A 16,648-nucleotide genomic window follows, 5' to 3' on the forward strand; every position below is an offset into this window, starting at 1 on the left:
GCACATCCGGCGCTCGCGCCCGTGCACCCTGTCAACGATCTTCAGGCCGCCATGAACAAGCAGACCTTGTCATTCCAAGCCGAGGTGCAGCAGCTGCTGCACCTCGTGACCCACTCTTTGTACTCTAACAAGGAGATCTTCCTCCGCGAGCTGATCTCCAATGCCTCGGACGCCTGCGACAAGTTGCGTTTCGAGGCCTTGAACGACGCCTCACTGTACGAGGACGCTTCGACCCTGGAAGTGCGCGTGAGTTTCGACAAGGAGGCACGCACGATCACGATCGCCGACAACGGCATCGGCATGAGCGCCGACGAGGCGATCGCCAACCTGGGCACGATCGCCAAGAGCGGCACGCGCGAGTTCGTCGGCAAGCTGTCGGGCGAGCAGGCCAAGGATGCGCAACTGATCGGCCAGTTCGGTGTGGGTTTCTACAGCGGCTACATCGTCGCCGACCGCATCACGGTCGAGTCGCGTCGGGCCGGGATGAAGGTGGAAGACGGCGTCCGCTGGAGCAGTGCCGGCACCGGCGATTTCGAGGTCGAGAACCTCGTTCGCGAGCAGCGCGGCACGTCGGTGACGCTGCATCTTCGCGACGGTGAGGACGAGTTCCTGAGTACCTGGAAGCTCAAGTCCGTCATCGGTCGTTACTCCGATCACATTTCCTTGCCGATCCTGATGCGCGAGCAGGTCTGGGACGCGGAGAAGAGCGAGTACGTGACCCAGGACGCGTGGGAGACCGTCAACAAGGCGGCCGCGCTGTGGGCCCGCCCCAAGAGCGAGATCACCGACGCGGAATACAAGAGTTTCTACGAACAGTTCAGCCACGACAGCACGCCACCGCTCGCCTACACGCACAACCGCGTCGAGGGCCGCAGCGAGTACATCCAGCTGTTGTATCTGCCGGCGAAGGCGCCGCACGATCTGTGGAACCGCGACCGCCAGGGCGGCATCAAGCTCTACGTGAAGCGCGTCTTCATCATGGACGACGCGCAGGCGCTGATGCCGAGCTACTTGCGCTTCGTCAAGGGCGTGATCGATTCGAGCGATCTGCCGCTGAACGTCTCGCGCGAATTGCTGCAGGAAAGCCGCGACGTGAAGGCCATCCGCGAAGGCTCGACCAAGCGCGTGCTGGGCATGCTGGAAGAGATGGCGGGCAGCGAAGACGCCGCGCGGCGCGACCAGTACGCCGCCTTCTGGCGCGAGTTCGGCGCGGTGCTGAAAGAGGGCGTGGGTGAGGACCATGCGAACCGGGAGCGCCTGGCGAAGCTGCTGCGCTTCGCGTCGACACAAGCCGACGAGGGGGTGTCGCTGGCCGACTACCTGGCGCGCATGAAGGACGGCCAGGAGGCGATCTACTACATCACCGCCGATACCACGGCGGCGGCGCGTCACAGCCCGCAGCTCGAGGTGTTCCGCAAGAAGGGCATCGAGGTGCTGCTGCTCACCGACCGCGTCGACGAGTGGATGCTTTCGCATTTGTTCGAGTTCGAGGGCAAGCCGCTGCAGAGCGTCGCCAAGGGCGCGGTGGACCTGGGCAAGCTGCAGGACGAGGGCGAGAAGCAACAGGCCGAAGCGGCGGCCGAGGCTTTCAAGCCGGTGCTGGAGAAGCTGAAGGACACGCTGAAGGAGCGCGCCAAGGACGTGCGAGTGACGACGCGGCTGGTCGATTCACCGGCCTGCCTGGTGGTGGAAGACGGCGACATCAGCGGGCACCTCGCGCGTCTGCTGAAGCAGGCCGGGCAGAGCGCGCCGACCAGCCTGCCGATCCTGGAGGTCAACACGGAGCATGCGCTCGTCAAGCGCTTGGACGGCAGCGAGCGCTTCGACGATCTGGCGCAGGTGCTGTTCGACCAGGCTGTGCTGGCCGAAGGCGGCCAGCTCGACGACCCCGCCGCCTATGTGCAGCGCGTGAACCGGCTGCTGGTCTGAGCCGCTCCGGCGCACGATGACCGACGCTAGGCGTCGGTCATCAGGTCGATCTGGACCATCAGGTGCTCGATCTGCTGGGACCAGTAGCTCGGCGCGCCGAACCACGGGAACGCGGCCGGGAAGGCCGGATCGTTCCAGCGCTGTGCGAGCCAGGCGCTGTGATGGATCATTCGCAGGGTGCGCAACGCTTCGATCAGCGCAAGCTCGCGGCGATCGAAGTCGCAGAAGGTTTCGTAGCCCTCCAGCAGCGCCGCCAGTTGCTGTCGGGCGACGTCCGGGTCGCCCGACAGCAGCATCCACAGATCCTGTACGGCGGGGCCCATCGCCGCGTCGTCGAGATCGACGAAGTGCGGGCCCTGAGGCGTCCACAGCAGGTTGCCCGGATGGAAGTCGCCGTGCAGGCGCAACGAACGCAGCGGGGCGGCCGCGGCGAAATGCTGCGCGACGAGCGCCAGCGCCCGCTCTGACACGTCGGACCAGCGCGGGCGCTCGGCGGCGGTGACGATGTCGGTACCGAGCAGCCAGTCCCGCGGCGCGTGGCCGAGGGTGTCGACGTCGAGCGTGCGCCGGTGCTGGAACGGCCTCTGTCGCCCTACGGCATGCAGGCGGCCGATGAAGCGGCCGATCCATTCCAGCACCTCAGGATCGTCCAGTTCCGGCGCCCGGCCGGCGCGGCGCGGCGCGACAGCGAAGCGCATGCTGCCGAGCACGGCCAGCGTGGGGGGCTCGCCGAGGGCGCGCAACTCACCGCGCGCCTGCCGGGGATCCAGCACGAGCGGGGCGACGGCCGGCACTTCGGCGGCGGTGAGTTCGAGCGCGTAGGCGTGCTCTTCGAGGATCTGCTCGTCGCTCCAGCGGGCTGGACGGTAGAACTTCGCAACGACGGTGCTGCCGTCTTCCAGCGCCACCTGGAAGACGCGATTCTCATAGGAATTCAGCTGCAGCAGCCGACCATCGCCATACAGGCCGATGTCGGCCATCGCGTCGAGCACCGCATGCGGCGTCAGATCGGCAAAGGGCTGGGGAGGCGTGGCGTGGTCCATGCGCGATGCTCGCACGCGGACGGTCGCCCCTCCGGAAGCACTGACGGATCGGGCCGGAGACGCGAATCGTTAGGGACGAGCAAGCGCTCAGCGCAACGAACCCGAGAGCGAGTCGGGCACCGAGGCCGCCAGCGGCGCAAACTCGCTGCTCGGGCCGTCGAGCCGGCTGTCCGGCGCAAAGAAGGAATCCTGCGGGAAACCGGAGTCTGCCCAGCGGGCCGAGCGCTCGGCCCGGCGTGTGCGGACCGTATCGGACAGTGTGCTGCGCGCCTGCTGAAAGTTCTTTGGTGGCGTGGCGGCGAGCGGCGCCTGGCGCGGCACTGCGCCCTGGGGGCGAAGCAGCAACTGCAATTCGCTCATCGGTGGCAGGTTCTCGGCCTTGCACGAGAGGTAACGGATGCGGCAGGCATCGAGCACCGACTGCTTGATCTTGCTGGCGCGTCGCGACACGCCGCGCTCCGGCTCTAGGTCGATGACGGCGATGACGCGGCCGTTGGGGCTGCAGACGGCGAAACTCACGTGCAGGCTGCCCAGAAGGTCGAACCAGTAGCGCACCCGCCGCGGGTCGCGCGGCTGGCAAAGACGGACCAGAGGCAGTTTCGCCAGCACGATGTACTGCGGCAGTCCCTCGCGCAGCATGCGCATCGTGCGGCGCTCGTCGGAATTGAGCACCGGCCGCGCCATCAGCAGCCACTGCCGTGGCAGCGAACGGTGTTGTCGTCGGGCGAGCGAGTAGCGCCCGACAGCAAATGCGCCGACCAGGGCCATGCCCGCGAGCAGCGCATACAGCCAGAGGGGCATCGTCATGAGGGATACGGTGGCGTGACGGACTTCGCCGCGGTACGGCGCGGACAGTCCGGCATGCTAGTCACCGCCGGGCCTGGCCGGCATCCCCTCAGGTGAGTGCTTGTCGCCCTGCTGCGACGGCGTTGCGCTACTCCGAAGCGACAACCAGACCCTTGGCGAACCGGGCGCGGACCTCGTTCACGGCGTCGAACCAGTGTTCCAGCTGCAGCGCGTGGCGCTTCAGGCGGTGATTGACCTCGGCGGCATAGGTTTCCACCATCTCCTCGACCTGACTGCCCAGCGTGTCAGGCGGCAGTTTCAGCCACGCCTCCGACTCGCTGCCGTCACGCACCACCCTGGCGCCGGCGTTGCGTGCGATCTTCAGCATGGCGGTGTTCTCGCTGAGCGCGTGGATGAACAGGGTCTCCGTACCGCGGTTGCGAGCGTGCATGACCGCGTGATCGAACAGGCGCGCACCGTAGCCGCGTCCACGCGCCTGCGGCAGCACCGACACGCCGAACTCCACCATCGCCGGATGGCTGTCCACCTGCGGCGCGCGCTCGTAGGCGAGGTGCGCCATCGCCACCAGTTTTAGCCGGCGGTTGAAGATGCCGAAGACCTCGTCGCGCTTGAACTCGATGCTGTCCACGTAATGCGCGATCTGTTCGTCGCTCGCGGCATGGCCGAAACGCAGATAGCGGTCGCGCGGAGGGAGTGCCACCAGATGAGCGACGATCCGTTCCCGGTGGCGCCGGGCGAGCGAACGGATCGGCACCCACTGAAAGGCGCGGGCAGGAGCGCGCCGCACCCCAGCTCCAGGCTGACCCAGGTGGTCAGACGATGGGCTTGAGTTGGTGGAAGGATTCGGTTCGATGTTCATTTGGGGTTTACCCTAGTATTGTAGCGACGGCGTTGAGTTGCCGCTCGATCTGCAGGGGGGGGCCTCCCCGCCGCCTGCGTCGGTCCTTCTCGGCTTGGCTGTCGGCTCCCCTGGGCTTCGCATATACTGATGGGCTTTCCCGCTTTCTGGCTCCGGGAAAGGCGGCCGCGTCATGTGGCCGATGTTTCGCCTAAGAGGCCCTGCGCTGGTTCGACGGCATGTCCGAGGGACCGCATCACAAGGGGCGCCGACCGCGAAAGCGATTCGAGCCGGGATTTCCACTCCGTTTCAAAGTCATGAAAACCTTCAGCGCCAAACCGGCCGAAGTGACGCACGAGTGGTTTGTGATTGACGCGACCGACAAGGTCCTCGGAAGGGTTGCCAGCGAAGTGGCCCTCCGTCTGCGTGGCAAGCACAAGCCAATCTACACGCCTCACGTCGATACCGGCGACTTCATCGTCATCGTCAATGCCGAAAAGCTCCGTGTTACGGGCAACAAGGCCACCGACAAGGTGTACTACCGTCACTCGGGTTTCCCGGGCGGGATCTACGCGACCAAGTTCAAGGACATGCAGGCCAAGCATCCCGGCCGTGCCCTGGAAAAGGCCGTCAAGGGCATGTTGCCCAAGGGTCCGCTGGGCTACGCGATGATCAAGAAGCTGAAGGTTTATGCCGGTGCCACGCACCCGCACACCGCCCAGAGCCCCAAGGCTCTGGAAGTCTAAGGAGCGGCGATGATTGGCAATTGGAATTACGGGACCGGCCGCCGCAAGTCTTCGGTGGCGCGCGTGTTCATCAAGAAGGGCAGTGGTCAGATCACGGTCAACGGCAAGCCGGTCGAGCAGTACTTCGGCCGCCAGACCTCGATCATGATCGTCAAGCAGCCGCTGTTCCTGACCAACAACGTCGAAGCCTTCGACATCAAGGTCAACGTCCACGGTGGCGGCGAATCGGGTCAGGCCGGCGCTGTGCGCCATGGCGTGACGCGTGCGCTGATCGATTACGACGCGGCGCTCAAGCCCGAACTGAGCCGTGCCGGCTTCGTGACGCGCGACGCGCGCGAGGTCGAGCGCAAGAAGGTCGGTCTGCACGGCGCACGTCGCCGCAAGCAGTTCAGCAAGCGCTGATCTTTCTGCGCAGACTGCGACAAAAGGCCGCCTTCGGGCGGCTTTTTCATTTGTGCTGCAAGTTCATCGTCCGGTTGCACATTGGGCGCTGGTGGCCACGGGGCGGCTGCCTAGAATGGAGTTTTGGGCTTTCCGGAACTCCATGCGTTGGAAGCTGCTGCGCCGCCGCTTGTCGATCAGCGCCCCGCGCATGATCGTGCGCAGCCATCTGTCCTGGCCGTTGCGCTGGGCCGTGCTGGCTCTGGCGTTCGGGTTTTCGGCCGCACTGGCCCTCTGGGCGTTCGAGTTCGGCAAGGACATCGCCGGCCTCGACCGTCTCGATCGGGCCCCGGCGGTTGTGCGACCGGACGGACCCGACGTGGTCGACCTCGAGCAGTTGCGCAGCGAGCGGGACAAGGCGCAAAGCATCGCCAACACAGCAGAGAGCCTGCTCAAGACCGAGCGCACGACGCAGGAGCGCCTCATGAGCCAGATCAAGGCCCTTGAGGCCGAGAACATGGCGCTCAAGGGTGACCTCGGTTTTTTCGAGCGCCTGCTGCCGACCAGCGGCAAGTCGGAGTTGGTGGTGCGCGGGCTGCAGGCCGAGGTCGTCGGCAACGGCCAGTTGCGCTATCAGTTGCTGGTGATGCAGCAAGGCAAGTCGCCGGCCGAGTTCAAGGGGCGCTACGAGCTGACGTTGAAGGGTCAGCTCGAGGGTCAGGCGTGGACGCAATCACCATCCGGTGCGCCACGCTCATTGCAGTTCCGGCAGTATCAGCGCGTGGATGGCACGCTGAATTTCCCATCACTGGCTGTGGTCGATGGCCTGCAGGTCCGGGTGCTGGACGCCCAGGGCGGCGTGCGTGCCAGCCAGGATGTGAGCCTCTAGCGTGCTGTAGAGCGCGCCTTTCGTTGGAGAGAAGACATGTTCGGAATGCGCAAGCAACCCCCCATCCGCACGCTCGTCGGCGAGGGTACGGTCATCGAGGGCGAGATCCGCTTCAGCGAGGGGTTGCGCATCGACGGACGGGTGCTGGGCAACGTGCTGGCGCTCGGCGACGAACGCAACCTGCTCGTGATCGGCGAGAAAGCCAGCATTGCCGGCAGGGTCAAGGCCGGACACGTGATCGTCAATGGCGAGGTGCGCGGCCCGCTGGAATCCGATGAGCTGCTGGAGTTGCAGCCAAAGGCCCGTATCGAGGGCAATGTGCGTTACGAGCGTCTGGAAATGCACCAGGGCGCGCAGGTGCACGGTGAACTGAGACCCCTGAATGCGGAGGACAAGCCCGCACTCCGACTGGCGGCCAATGCGGTCTTGAGCGCAGTCGGTCACAATACGAGAGCGGTCACGGACCGCGAGTCACAGGAGTCTCCATGAGCGCCGTTGCAGAACACATTGCCACCGAAATGCCCGCCCCGATCGTCTTCACCGACAGTGCGGCCGGCAAGGTCAAGGAACTGGTCGAGGAAGAAGGCAACCCCGAGCTGAAGCTGCGCGTCTTCGTGCAGGGCGGCGGCTGTTCCGGCTTCCAGTACGGCTTCACCTTCGACGAGGTCGTCAACGACGACGACACGAAGATGGAGAAGAACGGCGTGATGCTGCTCATCGACGCGATGAGCCTGCAGTACCTGGTGGGCGCCGAGATCGACTACAAGGAAGACTTGGAAGGCGCGCAGTTCGTCATCAAGAACCCGAACGCCACGACCACCTGCGGCTGCGGTTCGAGCTTCTCGACCTGAGCCGCGCTCAGATGCGGCACCCCGGTCGATGCTGGCCTTGCCGCGCGGGCTGAACGATCGAAGCCGCCCTAGGGCGGCTTTTTCGCTTTGCGGGCAGGTTCAGGCGGGGTAGAGCGCTCCCAGCACGCGCGGACCGGCGGCGCCGGTCACTTCTTTCAGCGACCCGGTCCGTCCATGCAGATGCGCACGGCCCAGCCAGGCAAACGCGGCTGCCTCGACCTGCAACGGCGGCAATCCACGGTCCCCACTGGACTGCACCGGCATCTGGGGCAGCGCGGCCTGCACTCGACGCATCAACTCCTGATTCAAGGCTCCGCCGCCGCAAACCAGCAAGACGCTCGCGGCCGGCAGGTGACGGGTCAGGTCCTGGGCGATCACACGAGCCGTCAGTTCGCACAACGTCGCCTGCACGTCCTGTGCGTCGACGCCCGGAGTCGTCGCCAGAAGGCCATCGAGCCATGCAGCATGGAAGTCGTCGCGCCCGGTGCTTTTCGGCGGCGGCAGGGCGAAGTACGGATCGCGCAGGGCGGCGGCGAGCAGATCGGGCCGGACGGCGCCACTGGCGGCCCACCGCCCCAAATCGTCGTACGGCAGGCCGCGGTGGCGCAGGCACCACAGGTCCATCAGAGCGTTGCCCGGGCCGCAGTCGAAGCCCCGAACGGGGGAATCGTCGCGGGGCAACAGCGTCAGGTTGCTGATGCCGCCGATGTTGACCACGGCCACCGCCTCGCCGTCCCGGCCGAAGCAGGCTCGGTGAAAGGCCGGGACCAGTGGTGCGCCCTGGCCGCCAGCGGCGACATCGCGGCTGCGCAGGTCGGCCACGACCGCGATGCCGGTCAGCTCGGCGAGCAGGGCGGGCGCATTGATCTGCAGCGTGTAGCCGATGCCGTCGAACTGGCCCGGCCGGTGCCGCACGGTCTGGCCATGGGCCGCGATGGCTCGCACCGTGCCGGGCACGCGCTGGCGAAGATCCGTCACGACCTGCGCATACACCCGGGCCAGGGCGTTCGCCGCCAGGGCAGCGCGGTGCAGTTCGTCGTCGCCCGGGGTGTTCAGTGCCAGCAGTTCGGTGCGCAGCGCCGGATCGAATACACGGTGTGCGTGCGCCAGCACCTGCATCCGTTCGCCTTCGAACTCGATCAGCACGCCATCGGCGCCGTCGATCGAGGTGCCCGACATCAGCCCGATGTAGATCTCACCCATCACGCCATCCTAAGGGCGGCGCCGCGCGCGCACGAAAAAGCCCGCCGTGGGGCGGGCTCCTTCTCCGGGGCGGGCGAGCTCACTCGAAGCGTGCCACCGGGTTCACCGCCGACGCGACGGTCAGTTGCGAGCGGGCCGCGGCCGCTACCTCGTTGAACTGCGCCCGCGCAGCAGGCGACAGGGTAAAGGCCTCGGAAGCGCGTGCGATCTTCAGCGGGTCCTGGACCTGTCCACGCTCACGAAATTCGAAATGGAGATGGGGTCCGGTGGCCCAGCCGGTGGCACCCACCGCACCGACCAACTGGCCTTGGTCGATGCGCTGGCCGCGCTTCACGTCCAGCCGGCTCAAATGCGCATAGCGGGTCTCGCGATCGCCGGCGTGGCGGATGATGGCGATGTTGCCGTATCCGTTCTGCCAGCCGGCGAACTCGACGACGCCGTCGCCGACCGCGCGCACCGGCGTGCCGGTCGGTGCACCGTAGTCGACCCCCAGGTGGGCGCGCCAGGTCTGCAGGATCGGATGCAGGCGCATCGAGAAACCCGAGGTCACGCGCGAGAACGCCATCGGCGAGGCGAGGAACATGCGGTTCTTGCTGCGGCCGTCAAGCCCGAAGTAGCCGCCCTTGGGCTTGCCGTTCACGGCAGCGTCCTGGAACCAAACGGCATCGTGCGAGCGGCCGTCGTTGATGAACTGCGCGGCCAGCAGGCGACCTGACGCCTGATTCCACGTCACCGGCTCGCCGTCCGCCGTCAGGGCCTCGTACAGCACGGTGAAGGTGTCGCCGCGCTTGAGTTCGCGGCGGAAATCGATATCGGTGCCGAACAGCTCGGCCAGCTGGACGGTCACCGCGTCGGGCAGTCGCGAGTCGTCCGCGGCCGCGAACAGCGAGGTCTGGATGGTGCCGGAGCCGAGCTTGACTTCACTCGACAGCGCCGCCTGTTCGGTGCGCGCCCGCAGGCCGATCGCGTCGCGCTCGATGGTGAGCCGCGTGAAATGTGTCGAGAGCTGGGCGGCGCTTTCGGCGGGCGAGCGAGCGATGAGCTGGCTCAGCCGGCCGTTGGTGGCGAGCGCCTGCACCATCTTGCCGGACCGGCCTTCGAGCAGGGCGCGGGCGGTGCTGTCGCGACGCAGGAAGGCGGCGGCCTCTGCATCGTCGATGCCGAGACGCTGGAGCAGTGTGTCGGCGGTGTCGCTGCTGCGGCTGAGTTCACTGCGGTAGAGCGCGACCGAGTGTGTTTCAAGTGCTTGCAACTGCGCCTCGAGCGCAAGCGATGTGACGCTTTCCGTTAGCACGCGGCGCGGCAGGTCGGCTGCGTCGGGGGCCATGGGCGCCACACCGAAGGCGGTGACGGCCGAACCGAGGAGCAGCGTCACGACGGCCGCGGTGAGCCGGCGAGGGTGGCGCTGCAGCAGCGCGTCGGTGCGCTCGACAAGGCGGAGCAAGGAAGCAGAAGTGTTCAATCCCAACGATCCCAAAAAATCGAGCTGCCTATCGCGGTCCCGCTGGTGGCGACCGAATGCGGCAGGGTTGGCGTGGGCAGTCGACGATGCCGGGGGTGTGCGCCCCTCTAGAATCCCGTCACTCTGCAAACGCAAAGATTGTATCGATCGGCCCCCCTGCGGCCCCGTGTAAAGACGAAATCCTGCTCATGTCCTACCCTGCTGATCAGGTTAACGCCTCAACGAATTCCGAACTGTCGACTTCTGTCGCCAAGTACCCGGTAACAGACGCCGTTCAGGCCGCCCTTGCCGTCAGTTTGAGGGGCTGTGATGAACTGCTGCCGCAGGACGACTGGCTTCAGAAGCTGGCCCGGTCGAATGCAACCGGCGTGCCACTGCGCATCAAGCTGGGGCTCGACCCGACCGCGCCCGACATCCATCTCGGCCACACGGTGGTGCTGAACAAGATGCGCCAGCTGCAGGACCTGGGGCACCAAGTGATCTTCCTGATCGGCGACTTCACCTCGATGATCGGAGACCCATCCGGCCGCAACGCCACCCGGCCGCCGCTGACGCGCGAGCAGATCGAGTCGAATGCGCAGACCTACTATCGGCAGGCCAGCCTGGTTCTGGATCCGTCGAAGACCGAGATCCGCTACAACTCCGAATGGAGCGACCCGCTGGGCGCGCGCGGCATGATCCAGCTGGCGTCGCGCTACACGATCGCGCGGATGATGGAGCGCGACGACTTCACCAAGCGCTTCAAGGCCGGCATGCCGATCTCGGTGCATGAGTTCCTCTACCCGCTGATGCAGGGCTACGACTCGGTGGCGCTGAAGTCGGATCTGGAGCTCGGGGGCACCGACCAGAAGTTCAACCTGCTGGTCGGCCGCCAACTGCAGGCCGAGTACGGCCAGGAGCCGCAGTGCATCCTGACCATGCCCTTGCTCGAAGGGCTGGACGGCGTCGAGAAGATGTCGAAGAGCAAGAACAACTACATCGGCATCACCGAGCCCGCCAACAGCATGTTCGCCAAGCTGCTGTCGATCAGTGACGGGCTGATGTGGAAGTATTTCACCCTGCTCAGCTTCCGCTCCGAGGCCGAGATCGCCGCGCTGAAGGCCGAGGTCGAGGGCGGGCGCAACCCGAAGGACGCGAAGGTGCTGCTGGCCAAGGAGATCACGACGCGCTTCCACGACGCGGTGGCGGCCGACGCCGCCGAGGCCGATTTCCAGAACCGCGCCAAGGGCGGCGTGCCCGACGAGATTCCCGAGGTGGCGCTCGCGGGGGCGCCGCTGGGCATCGGCGCCTTGCTAAAGCAGGCCAACCTGGTGGCTTCGGGCAGCGAGGGGCTGCGGATGGTGGAGCAGGGCGGCGTGCGCATCGACGGCGCCAGCATCAGCGACAAGGGACTGAAGCTCGATGCCGGGACCTACGTCGTGCAGGTCGGCAAGCGCAAGTTCGCGCGGGTGACGCTCCGCTGATCTCCGGCGCGAAGGCCCCGCCTCAAGGGCTGAAACGCAGCGTGGCCTCGAAGCCCCGCCCGCTGGCGATTGGCGACTTCAGCTCGAGCCGCGCCCCCGACTGCCGGGCGATGGTCTCGACCATCGCCAGCCCCAGGCCGCTGCCCTCGGCTGCCGACGCGCCACGCTCGAAGGGGCGCACCAGTCGAGTCAGGCTGTCGGGCGGCACGCCCGGCCCGTCGTCCCGCACGCTGATCGTTCCCGGCCCGGACTGCACCGTGACCTGGGCCGCCGGGCCGCCGTGCTTGAGCGCGTTGTCGATCAGGTTGCGCAGCGCGATCCCCAGCGCGTCGGTATCTGCCGCGACGATGACCGCCTGCCCGGCATCGACCCGTAGGCGCCCGCCGGGCCGCGCTTCGGTGAACTCGTCGGCCACCAGCGTGGCCAGCTGAGCCAGATCGACCGGCTCACGCTTCAGCGCCACGCCCGACTCGACGCGGGCGATCTGCAGCAGCCGGCTGGCCAACGAAGAAAGCCGGTCGAGTTGCCGCACCAGTGCATCGGCGCGCTCGGCCAGGCCGGCGTCGCGCGCCTCCTGCGCCAGGCGTTGTGCCTGCGCGCGTGCCGCCGCCAGCGGTGTGCGCAACTCGTGCGCGCCGGCAGCCGCGAACTGGCGCTCGGCCTGCAGCAGCGCGCTCACCCGGGCCAGCAGGGCGTTCAAGGTGTCGACCAGCGGTCTCAACTCGCCCGGCAGGCCGTCGAGCGGCAGCGGCGACAGGTCCGCGCCCTCGCGCCGGGCCAGGCCGGCGCGCAGCGGCTCCAGACGCCGGAAGCCGTGCCGCAGCACCAGGTGCACCAGCAGCGCGGCGAGCGGCAGCAAGGCGAGCAAGGGCGTCAGCAGCCACAGCGCGGCCTGGCCCAGCGCCTCGTGGCGCAGTTCCAGCGGCTCGGCGGCCACCGCCTGCCGGCTGCCATCGTCGCGTCGCTGCACCGAAACGCGCCATCCGCTCTCGCTGCGCGTGCCCTTGCGACGCAGGTTGGCCAGCGGGTTGAGCGGCGCCTCCGCCGAGCGCCAGAGCAGCCGGCCCTCGCCGTCGAAGATCTGCAGGCGCGCGTGTTCGTCGTCATCGTCGCCCCCCATCGCTTCGGGTGCCGCGTCGGTGCGCAGCGGCAGGCTCAGCGCGCGCTCCGCGGTGTCTTCCAGCGCGTCGTCGAGCACGTCGTGCAGCTCGTGCTGCTGGCCGACCAGCGCCGTGATCGCACCGACCAGCCACAGCACCGCGAGCGCCAGCAGCAACTGGCGCCGCAGGCGCTGCTCCAGGCGCCATGCGAGCGGGGAGGCGACCGGTTCAGGCTTCAAGCCGGTATCCCAGGCCGCGGTGCGTGCTGATCAGCGAGGCCCCCAGCTTGCGCCGCAGCCGGCTCACGATGACCTCGAGCGAGTTGCTCTCGACCTCGTCACGGCCGGCCTGCACGTGCAGGGCCTGTTCCAGTTCGGCTCGGCTCCAGATGCGTCCGGGCCGGCTCGCCAGTCGTCCCAGTAGGGCCCACTCCATCGCGGTCAGCGTGACTGGATCGCCATTGCGCAGCGCGCGCTTGGCGTCGAAGTCGAGCGATGCCGCCTGGGCGCGCACCGCCTGAGGATCGGTCACGCCACTGCGGCGGGCGACAGCGTCGATGCGCGCCAGCATCTCGTCGAGATCGAAGGGCTTCACCAGGTAGTCGTCGGCACCGGCCTGAAGGCCGCGGATGCGGTCGCTGACCTGGTCGCGGGCCGTCAGCACGATCGCCGGACGGCGTTCGCCGTCCGCCCGCAGGCGGCGCAGCAGGTCGAGCGCTTCGCCGTCGGGCAGTTGCAGGTCGAGCAGCATCAGTTCGATCGCGGGGTTGCCGCGCAGCGCCGCCTCGGTCTGGGCGCACAGCTTCATCCACGTGACGGCGTGGCCCTGGGCTTCGAGGTGGTCGACCACGGCCTGGCCGAGGTCGATGTCGTCTTCGAGGAGCAGCAGTTGCATGGCGTTGAACATGGATTCTGCAGCCTGCCGGCATCGCCTGAACCGGGGCTGAACGGGCGCCTTGTGGCGTTCAGCTTCGGTTCACGGGGGCCGCGCAGCATGCCTTTCATCGGGTCGCGCTGGCGGCCTGCCCATTCTCCAACCTCTCGAAAGGAGCTTCGATGAACAGACTCTCCCTGTCGCTTGCCGCCGTGGCGGCCGCCGCCCTGCTGGCCAGCGCACCGGCGCAAGCCGGCCACAAGGATCTTTGCAATGCCGGGCCGCGCGACCAGTGGCGGCCGATGGCCGAGCTCGAGCAACAGCTCAACGGCCAGGGCTGGCGCATCGAGAAGATCGAGGTCGACGACGGCTGCTATGAAGTCGAAGCGCTTGACAAGGACGGCTGGAAGGTCGAGGCCTATTTCCATCCGAAGACGCTGCAGCGCCTGCAGCCCGGCCGCCATGGCCATTGATGCGAGCGCGGAGGCTGCCGCGACATCCGCCGCGAGCGGGGGGCGAGGGCGCCTCGGTGGAGCCGTGCTGCTGCACGGCGCGCTCGGAGCGGTTCTGGGTCTGGCCTGGCTGGGGGTCGAGGCGCACCCCGGTTCGCACGCCTGGCTGGGGCTGATGGCTGCCGGCGTCTTCGGCCTGTGGTTGGTGACCGCCGGCGCGCTGGGTCTGAGGCGCGCCGCGCGTCCTTTCCCTCGGCCGGTCTGGCAGACAGTGCGCATGGCCTTGCGGTGGGCGATGGCGGTGGCGGTCTTGCTGATCGCCGCCAGCGGCCTGCTGCTGGGTAACGCGACCTGGGGCGACCGCAGCATCGTCGGCGACGTGCACGAGGCGGTGGCCGCCGTCCTGCCCTGGATGCTGGCCGCGCACGCCGTCGGCGAACTGGGGGTGCGCTGGCGCGAACGGCAGCCGTAGCGACGGCGGCTGGCAGAACGGCCGACGACAATCGAGGCATGTCGGTCAGCACCTACCTCAAGCTCTCGATCGCCGTCGCGCTGGCCACCATCGCGCTGAAGGCCGGCGCCTGGTGGTTCACCGATTCGGTGAGCCTGTTGTCGGACGCGCTGGAGTCGCTGGTCAACCTGGCGGGCGCGATGTTCGCGCTGCTGATGGTCACGGTGGCCAGCCGGCCGGCCGACGAGGGCCATCCGTATGGCCATCACAAGGCGGAGTACTTCTCCAGCGGCTTCGAGGGGGTGCTGATCTTCGCCGCGGCGCTGGGCATCATCTGGGCCGCGGTGCACCGCTTCCTGGATCCCCAGCCGATCGACGCCATCGGCCTCGGCATCGCGCTGTCGGTGGTGGGATCGGCGTTGAACGGTGCACTCGCCTGGGCCATGTTCCGCAAGGCCCGCGAACACCGCTCAGTGGCGCTGGAGGCCGATGCGCGTCACCTGGTCACCGATGTCTGGACGTCGGCCGGCGTGGTGGTCGCTCTGGTGGCGGTGCAATGGACCGGCTGGCTGTGGCTCGACCCGGCGATGGCCATCCTGGTGGCGCTCAACATCCTGCGCGAAGGGACATCGCTGGTGCGCCGCTCGGCCGACGGCCTGATGGACCAGGCGCTCGAGCCCGAGGTGCTGCATGACATCGACGGGGTGCTCGACAGCTTCCGGCATCCCACCATCCGGTTCGATCATGTGTCCAGCCGGAGGGCCGGTCAGCGGCGCTTCGTCGACCTGCACATGCACATGCCGGCGAGCTGGACGCTGGGCCGGGCCGCTGCGCTGCGCACCTCGGTCGAACAGGCGCTGATGAGCGCGGTGCCGGGCCTGCGCGCCACGATCCAGCTGCTGCCCACCGACGTCGAGGCGCATTTCGACGACGAACGGGACCTGCTGTGATCGCGCTGCTGCAGCGTGTCAGCCAGGCGCGGGTCGAGGTCGGTGGCCGCTGCGTCGGCGAGATCGGCCCGGGCTTGCTGGTGCTGGTGTGCGCGGAGCCGTCGGATACCGAAGCCGTGGCCGACAAGCTGGTCGAGCGCCTGCTCAAGCTGCGTGTGTTTTCCGACGACGCGGGCAAGATGAACCGCAGCGTGGTCGAGGCGGGTGGTGGTTTGCTCTTCGTCAGCCAGTTCACGCTGGCGGCCGATTGCTCGGGAGGCAACCGCCCCAGCTTCGGTGGCGCCGCGCCGGCGGCCCTGGGCCGGGCGCTCTACGAACGGGTGCTGGCGGTGGCGCGTTCGCGGCACACCCCGGTCGAATGTGGCGAGTTTGGCGCCGACATGCAGGTGCACCTGGTCAACGACGGGCCGGTGACGATCCCGCTCGTCGTCGGGCATGACAAACTGAGGTCATGAAACACCGCATGCGCTCCCCTTGGCGTCACCGCGACGCCAGCGACCGGCCGACGACGCGAGCCTTTTCGAGGGGGGCCGCGTGAGCGCTCTGCGCCGTCTGCTCAACAGCATCGATCGCCGGCTCGATCGCAACAGCCAGCACGAGCCCCTGACCCGCAGCGAGCGCCCGCCCGGCGGCGGCGTGCCGTGCCTGGTCTCGCACGCGCTGGAACAGGCCGTGAAGACGGCCCACCAGTTCGATACGGATGCACGGCTGAAGCACGTGCTGGCGCCCCAGGGCGTGGCCCGGGATGGCGCGGCGCGGCGCTGGGAGTTCGTGTTCGATCTGCCGCAGCGGCGTGCCAAGCTGCTGAGCCAGTGGTATCTCGACGGCGACCCGAAGTTCGGGCGCTTCGGACGCGAGTGCTTCGACGCGTCGCTGCGGCCCTTCCCCGCGCCGGAGAGTCCGCTGGCGCAGGCGGTGTCGCAGGGCCGGATGCCGTATTCGCAATGCGCCGTGGCCTGGCGCGAGGAACGGCGGCGCACGCCCGACCTGCCGCTCGGATTGCGCGACTCCGATGCCGTGATGGCCGACCTGCTGCGCCTGGGCTTGCAGGCCGATGCCGGCGGCTGGGTGCTGCGCAACGCGCTGTTGCAGCCGGGCGGGCATGTGTGGCTGGCGCAGGTCGGCGACACGAGCCTGCATTGCCGGTTCAGCTGAGCGTCGACATCAAAGAAAAGCCACTCCGAGGAGTGGCTGCAATGGCTCGGGCCTC

19 protein-coding genes are annotated in these 16,648 nt (G+C 67.8%); 12 read left to right on the top strand and 7 right to left on the bottom strand.

Going from position 1 to position 16,648, the window contains the following annotated elements; translation table 11 throughout:
- The first annotated feature begins 51 nt into the window (after nt 1–51).
- Nucleotides 52–1,929, top strand: a complete 1,878-nt coding sequence (htpG, locus tag ASC67_RS06500) for a molecular chaperone HtpG (protein WP_056316719.1) — start codon at nt 52–54, stop codon at nt 1,927–1,929.
- A gap of 26 nt (nt 1,930–1,955) precedes the next feature.
- On the opposite strand, the gene ASC67_RS06505 is transcribed toward htpG, so the two are convergent.
- From ASC67_RS06505 to ASC67_RS06515, 3 genes are all read right to left on the bottom strand, one after another.
- The gene (locus tag ASC67_RS06505) at nt 1,956–2,972 is read right to left on the bottom strand and encodes a serine/threonine protein kinase (RefSeq protein WP_056316722.1); all 1,017 of its coding nucleotides are present in this window, start codon (nt 2,970–2,972) and stop codon (nt 1,956–1,958) included.
- A gap of 87 nt (nt 2,973–3,059) precedes the next feature.
- Nucleotides 3,060–3,779, bottom strand: a complete 720-nt coding sequence (locus tag ASC67_RS06510; RefSeq protein ID WP_056316724.1) for a DUF2726 domain-containing protein — start codon at nt 3,777–3,779, stop codon at nt 3,060–3,062.
- Nucleotides 3,780–3,906: 127 nt separating this feature from the next.
- Nucleotides 3,907–4,638 (bottom strand): GNAT family N-acetyltransferase, encoded by a 732-nt coding sequence (locus tag ASC67_RS06515; protein WP_056316728.1) that lies wholly within the window; start codon nt 4,636–4,638, stop codon nt 3,907–3,909.
- Between the two features lie 296 nt (nt 4,639–4,934).
- Here ASC67_RS06515 and rplM point away from each other — a divergent pair, with 296 nt between their 5' ends.
- From rplM to erpA, 5 genes are all read left to right on the top strand, one after another.
- Nucleotides 4,935–5,363 carry a 50S ribosomal protein L13 gene (gene rplM / locus ASC67_RS06520; RefSeq protein WP_011830733.1) on the top strand — a complete coding sequence of 143 codons (429 nt, stop codon included), beginning with the start codon at nt 4,935–4,937 and terminating at the stop codon, nt 5,361–5,363.
- A gap of 9 nt (nt 5,364–5,372) precedes the next feature.
- On the top strand, nt 5,373–5,765 hold the full coding sequence (gene rpsI / locus ASC67_RS06525) for a 30S ribosomal protein S9 (RefSeq protein WP_056316731.1): 393 nt from the start codon (nt 5,373–5,375) through the stop codon (nt 5,763–5,765).
- 190 nt (nt 5,766–5,955) lie between these two features.
- Nucleotides 5,956–6,633, top strand: a complete 678-nt coding sequence (locus ASC67_RS06530) for a DUF6776 family protein (RefSeq protein WP_310731970.1) — start codon at nt 5,956–5,958, stop codon at nt 6,631–6,633.
- Between the two features lie 36 nt (nt 6,634–6,669).
- Complete coding sequence (locus tag ASC67_RS06535; RefSeq protein WP_056316738.1) at nt 6,670–7,122, top strand: polymer-forming cytoskeletal protein; 453 nt, start codon at nt 6,670–6,672, stop codon at nt 7,120–7,122.
- Complete coding sequence (gene erpA / locus ASC67_RS06540; protein ID WP_056316741.1) at nt 7,119–7,484, top strand: iron-sulfur cluster insertion protein ErpA; 366 nt, start codon at nt 7,119–7,121, stop codon at nt 7,482–7,484. The genes ASC67_RS06535 and erpA overlap by 4 nt, the downstream gene beginning before the upstream one ends.
- A 99-nt stretch (nt 7,485–7,583) precedes the next feature.
- Here the strand turns inward: erpA and ASC67_RS06545 are convergent, their stop codons facing one another.
- Nucleotides 7,584–8,690: an anhydro-N-acetylmuramic acid kinase gene (locus ASC67_RS06545; RefSeq protein WP_200946832.1), complete on the bottom strand. Its 1,107-nt coding sequence runs from the start codon at nt 8,688–8,690 to the stop codon at nt 7,584–7,586.
- Between the two features lie 76 nt (nt 8,691–8,766).
- Nucleotides 8,767–10,149 carry a M23 family metallopeptidase gene (locus ASC67_RS06550; protein ID WP_056316748.1) on the bottom strand — a complete coding sequence of 461 codons (1,383 nt, stop codon included), beginning with the start codon at nt 10,147–10,149 and terminating at the stop codon, nt 8,767–8,769.
- Nucleotides 10,150–10,337: 188 nt separating this feature from the next.
- On the opposite strand from ASC67_RS06550, the gene tyrS reads away from it, so the two are divergent.
- Nucleotides 10,338–11,612, top strand: coding sequence for a tyrosine--tRNA ligase (gene tyrS, locus ASC67_RS06555; RefSeq protein WP_056316751.1), 1,275 nt, complete (start codon nt 10,338–10,340; stop codon nt 11,610–11,612).
- A gap of 22 nt (nt 11,613–11,634) precedes the next feature.
- Here tyrS and ASC67_RS06560 read toward each other — a convergent pair whose 3' ends face one another.
- A complete protein-coding gene (locus ASC67_RS06560; protein ID WP_056316753.1) occupies nt 11,635–12,951 on the bottom strand; it encodes a HAMP domain-containing sensor histidine kinase in 1,317 nt (438 codons plus the stop codon).
- Entirely contained in the window at nt 12,941–13,606 is a 666-nt protein-coding gene (locus tag ASC67_RS06565; RefSeq protein ID WP_056318210.1) for a response regulator transcription factor, read from the bottom strand. Before ASC67_RS06565 ends, ASC67_RS06560 begins: the two co-directional genes overlap by 11 nt.
- A gap of 161 nt (nt 13,607–13,767) precedes the next feature.
- Here ASC67_RS06565 and ASC67_RS06570 point away from each other — a divergent pair, with 161 nt between their 5' ends.
- The 5 genes from ASC67_RS06570 (at nt 13,768) to ASC67_RS06590 (ending at nt 16,593) form a co-directional block, all read left to right on the top strand.
- Nucleotides 13,768–14,058 (top strand): PepSY domain-containing protein, encoded by a 291-nt coding sequence (locus tag ASC67_RS06570; RefSeq protein ID WP_056316756.1) that lies wholly within the window; start codon nt 13,768–13,770, stop codon nt 14,056–14,058.
- A gap of 64 nt (nt 14,059–14,122) precedes the next feature.
- Nucleotides 14,123–14,509, top strand: a complete 387-nt coding sequence (locus ASC67_RS06575; RefSeq protein ID WP_056316758.1) for a hypothetical protein — start codon at nt 14,123–14,125, stop codon at nt 14,507–14,509.
- A 38-nt stretch (nt 14,510–14,547) separates the two neighbouring features.
- Nucleotides 14,548–15,438 carry a cation diffusion facilitator family transporter gene (locus ASC67_RS06580; protein WP_056316761.1) on the top strand — a complete coding sequence of 297 codons (891 nt, stop codon included), beginning with the start codon at nt 14,548–14,550 and terminating at the stop codon, nt 15,436–15,438.
- Nucleotides 15,435–15,893 carry a D-aminoacyl-tRNA deacylase gene (gene dtd, locus ASC67_RS06585; protein WP_056316766.1) on the top strand — a complete coding sequence of 153 codons (459 nt, stop codon included), beginning with the start codon at nt 15,435–15,437 and terminating at the stop codon, nt 15,891–15,893. The genes ASC67_RS06580 and dtd overlap by 4 nt, the downstream gene beginning before the upstream one ends.
- A gap of 79 nt (nt 15,894–15,972) precedes the next feature.
- On the top strand, nt 15,973–16,593 hold the full coding sequence (locus ASC67_RS06590) for a hypothetical protein (protein ID WP_056316769.1): 621 nt from the start codon (nt 15,973–15,975) through the stop codon (nt 16,591–16,593).
- Nucleotides 16,594–16,648 lie beyond the last annotated feature (55 nt).

The organism is Methylibium sp. Root1272 (assembly GCF_001425905.1).
GTDB lineage: Bacteria > Pseudomonadota > Gammaproteobacteria > Burkholderiales > Burkholderiaceae_C > Methylibium.

What these genes read in the sequence shown, in the direction of transcription:
- ASC67_RS06570 (WP_056316756.1), top strand. Translation starts at nt 13,768, where the DNA reads ATGAACAGACTCTCCCTGTCGCTTGCCGCCGTGGCGGCCGCCGCCCTG.
- ASC67_RS06505 (WP_056316722.1), bottom strand. Translation starts at nt 2,972, where the DNA reads ATGGACCACGCCACGCCTCCCCAGCCCTTTGCCGATCTGACGCCGCAT.
- ASC67_RS06510 (WP_056316724.1), bottom strand. Translation starts at nt 3,779, where the DNA reads ATGACGATGCCCCTCTGGCTGTATGCGCTGCTCGCGGGCATGGCCCTG.
- htpG (WP_056316719.1), top strand. Translation starts at nt 52, where the DNA reads ATGAACAAGCAGACCTTGTCATTCCAAGCCGAGGTGCAGCAGCTGCTG.
- ASC67_RS06565 (WP_056318210.1), bottom strand. Translation starts at nt 13,606, where the DNA reads ATGCAACTGCTGCTCCTCGAAGACGACATCGACCTCGGCCAGGCCGTG.
- rplM (WP_011830733.1), top strand. Translation starts at nt 4,935, where the DNA reads ATGAAAACCTTCAGCGCCAAACCGGCCGAAGTGACGCACGAGTGGTTT.
- rpsI (WP_056316731.1), top strand. Translation starts at nt 5,373, where the DNA reads ATGATTGGCAATTGGAATTACGGGACCGGCCGCCGCAAGTCTTCGGTG.
- tyrS (WP_056316751.1), top strand. Translation starts at nt 10,338, where the DNA reads ATGTCCTACCCTGCTGATCAGGTTAACGCCTCAACGAATTCCGAACTG.
- ASC67_RS06530 (WP_310731970.1), top strand. Translation starts at nt 5,956, where the DNA reads ATGATCGTGCGCAGCCATCTGTCCTGGCCGTTGCGCTGGGCCGTGCTG.
- ASC67_RS06535 (WP_056316738.1), top strand. Translation starts at nt 6,670, where the DNA reads ATGTTCGGAATGCGCAAGCAACCCCCCATCCGCACGCTCGTCGGCGAG.
- ASC67_RS06515 (WP_056316728.1), bottom strand. Translation starts at nt 4,638, where the DNA reads ATGAACATCGAACCGAATCCTTCCACCAACTCAAGCCCATCGTCTGAC.
- erpA (WP_056316741.1), top strand. Translation starts at nt 7,119, where the DNA reads ATGAGCGCCGTTGCAGAACACATTGCCACCGAAATGCCCGCCCCGATC.
- ASC67_RS06580 (WP_056316761.1), top strand. Translation starts at nt 14,548, where the DNA reads ATGTCGGTCAGCACCTACCTCAAGCTCTCGATCGCCGTCGCGCTGGCC.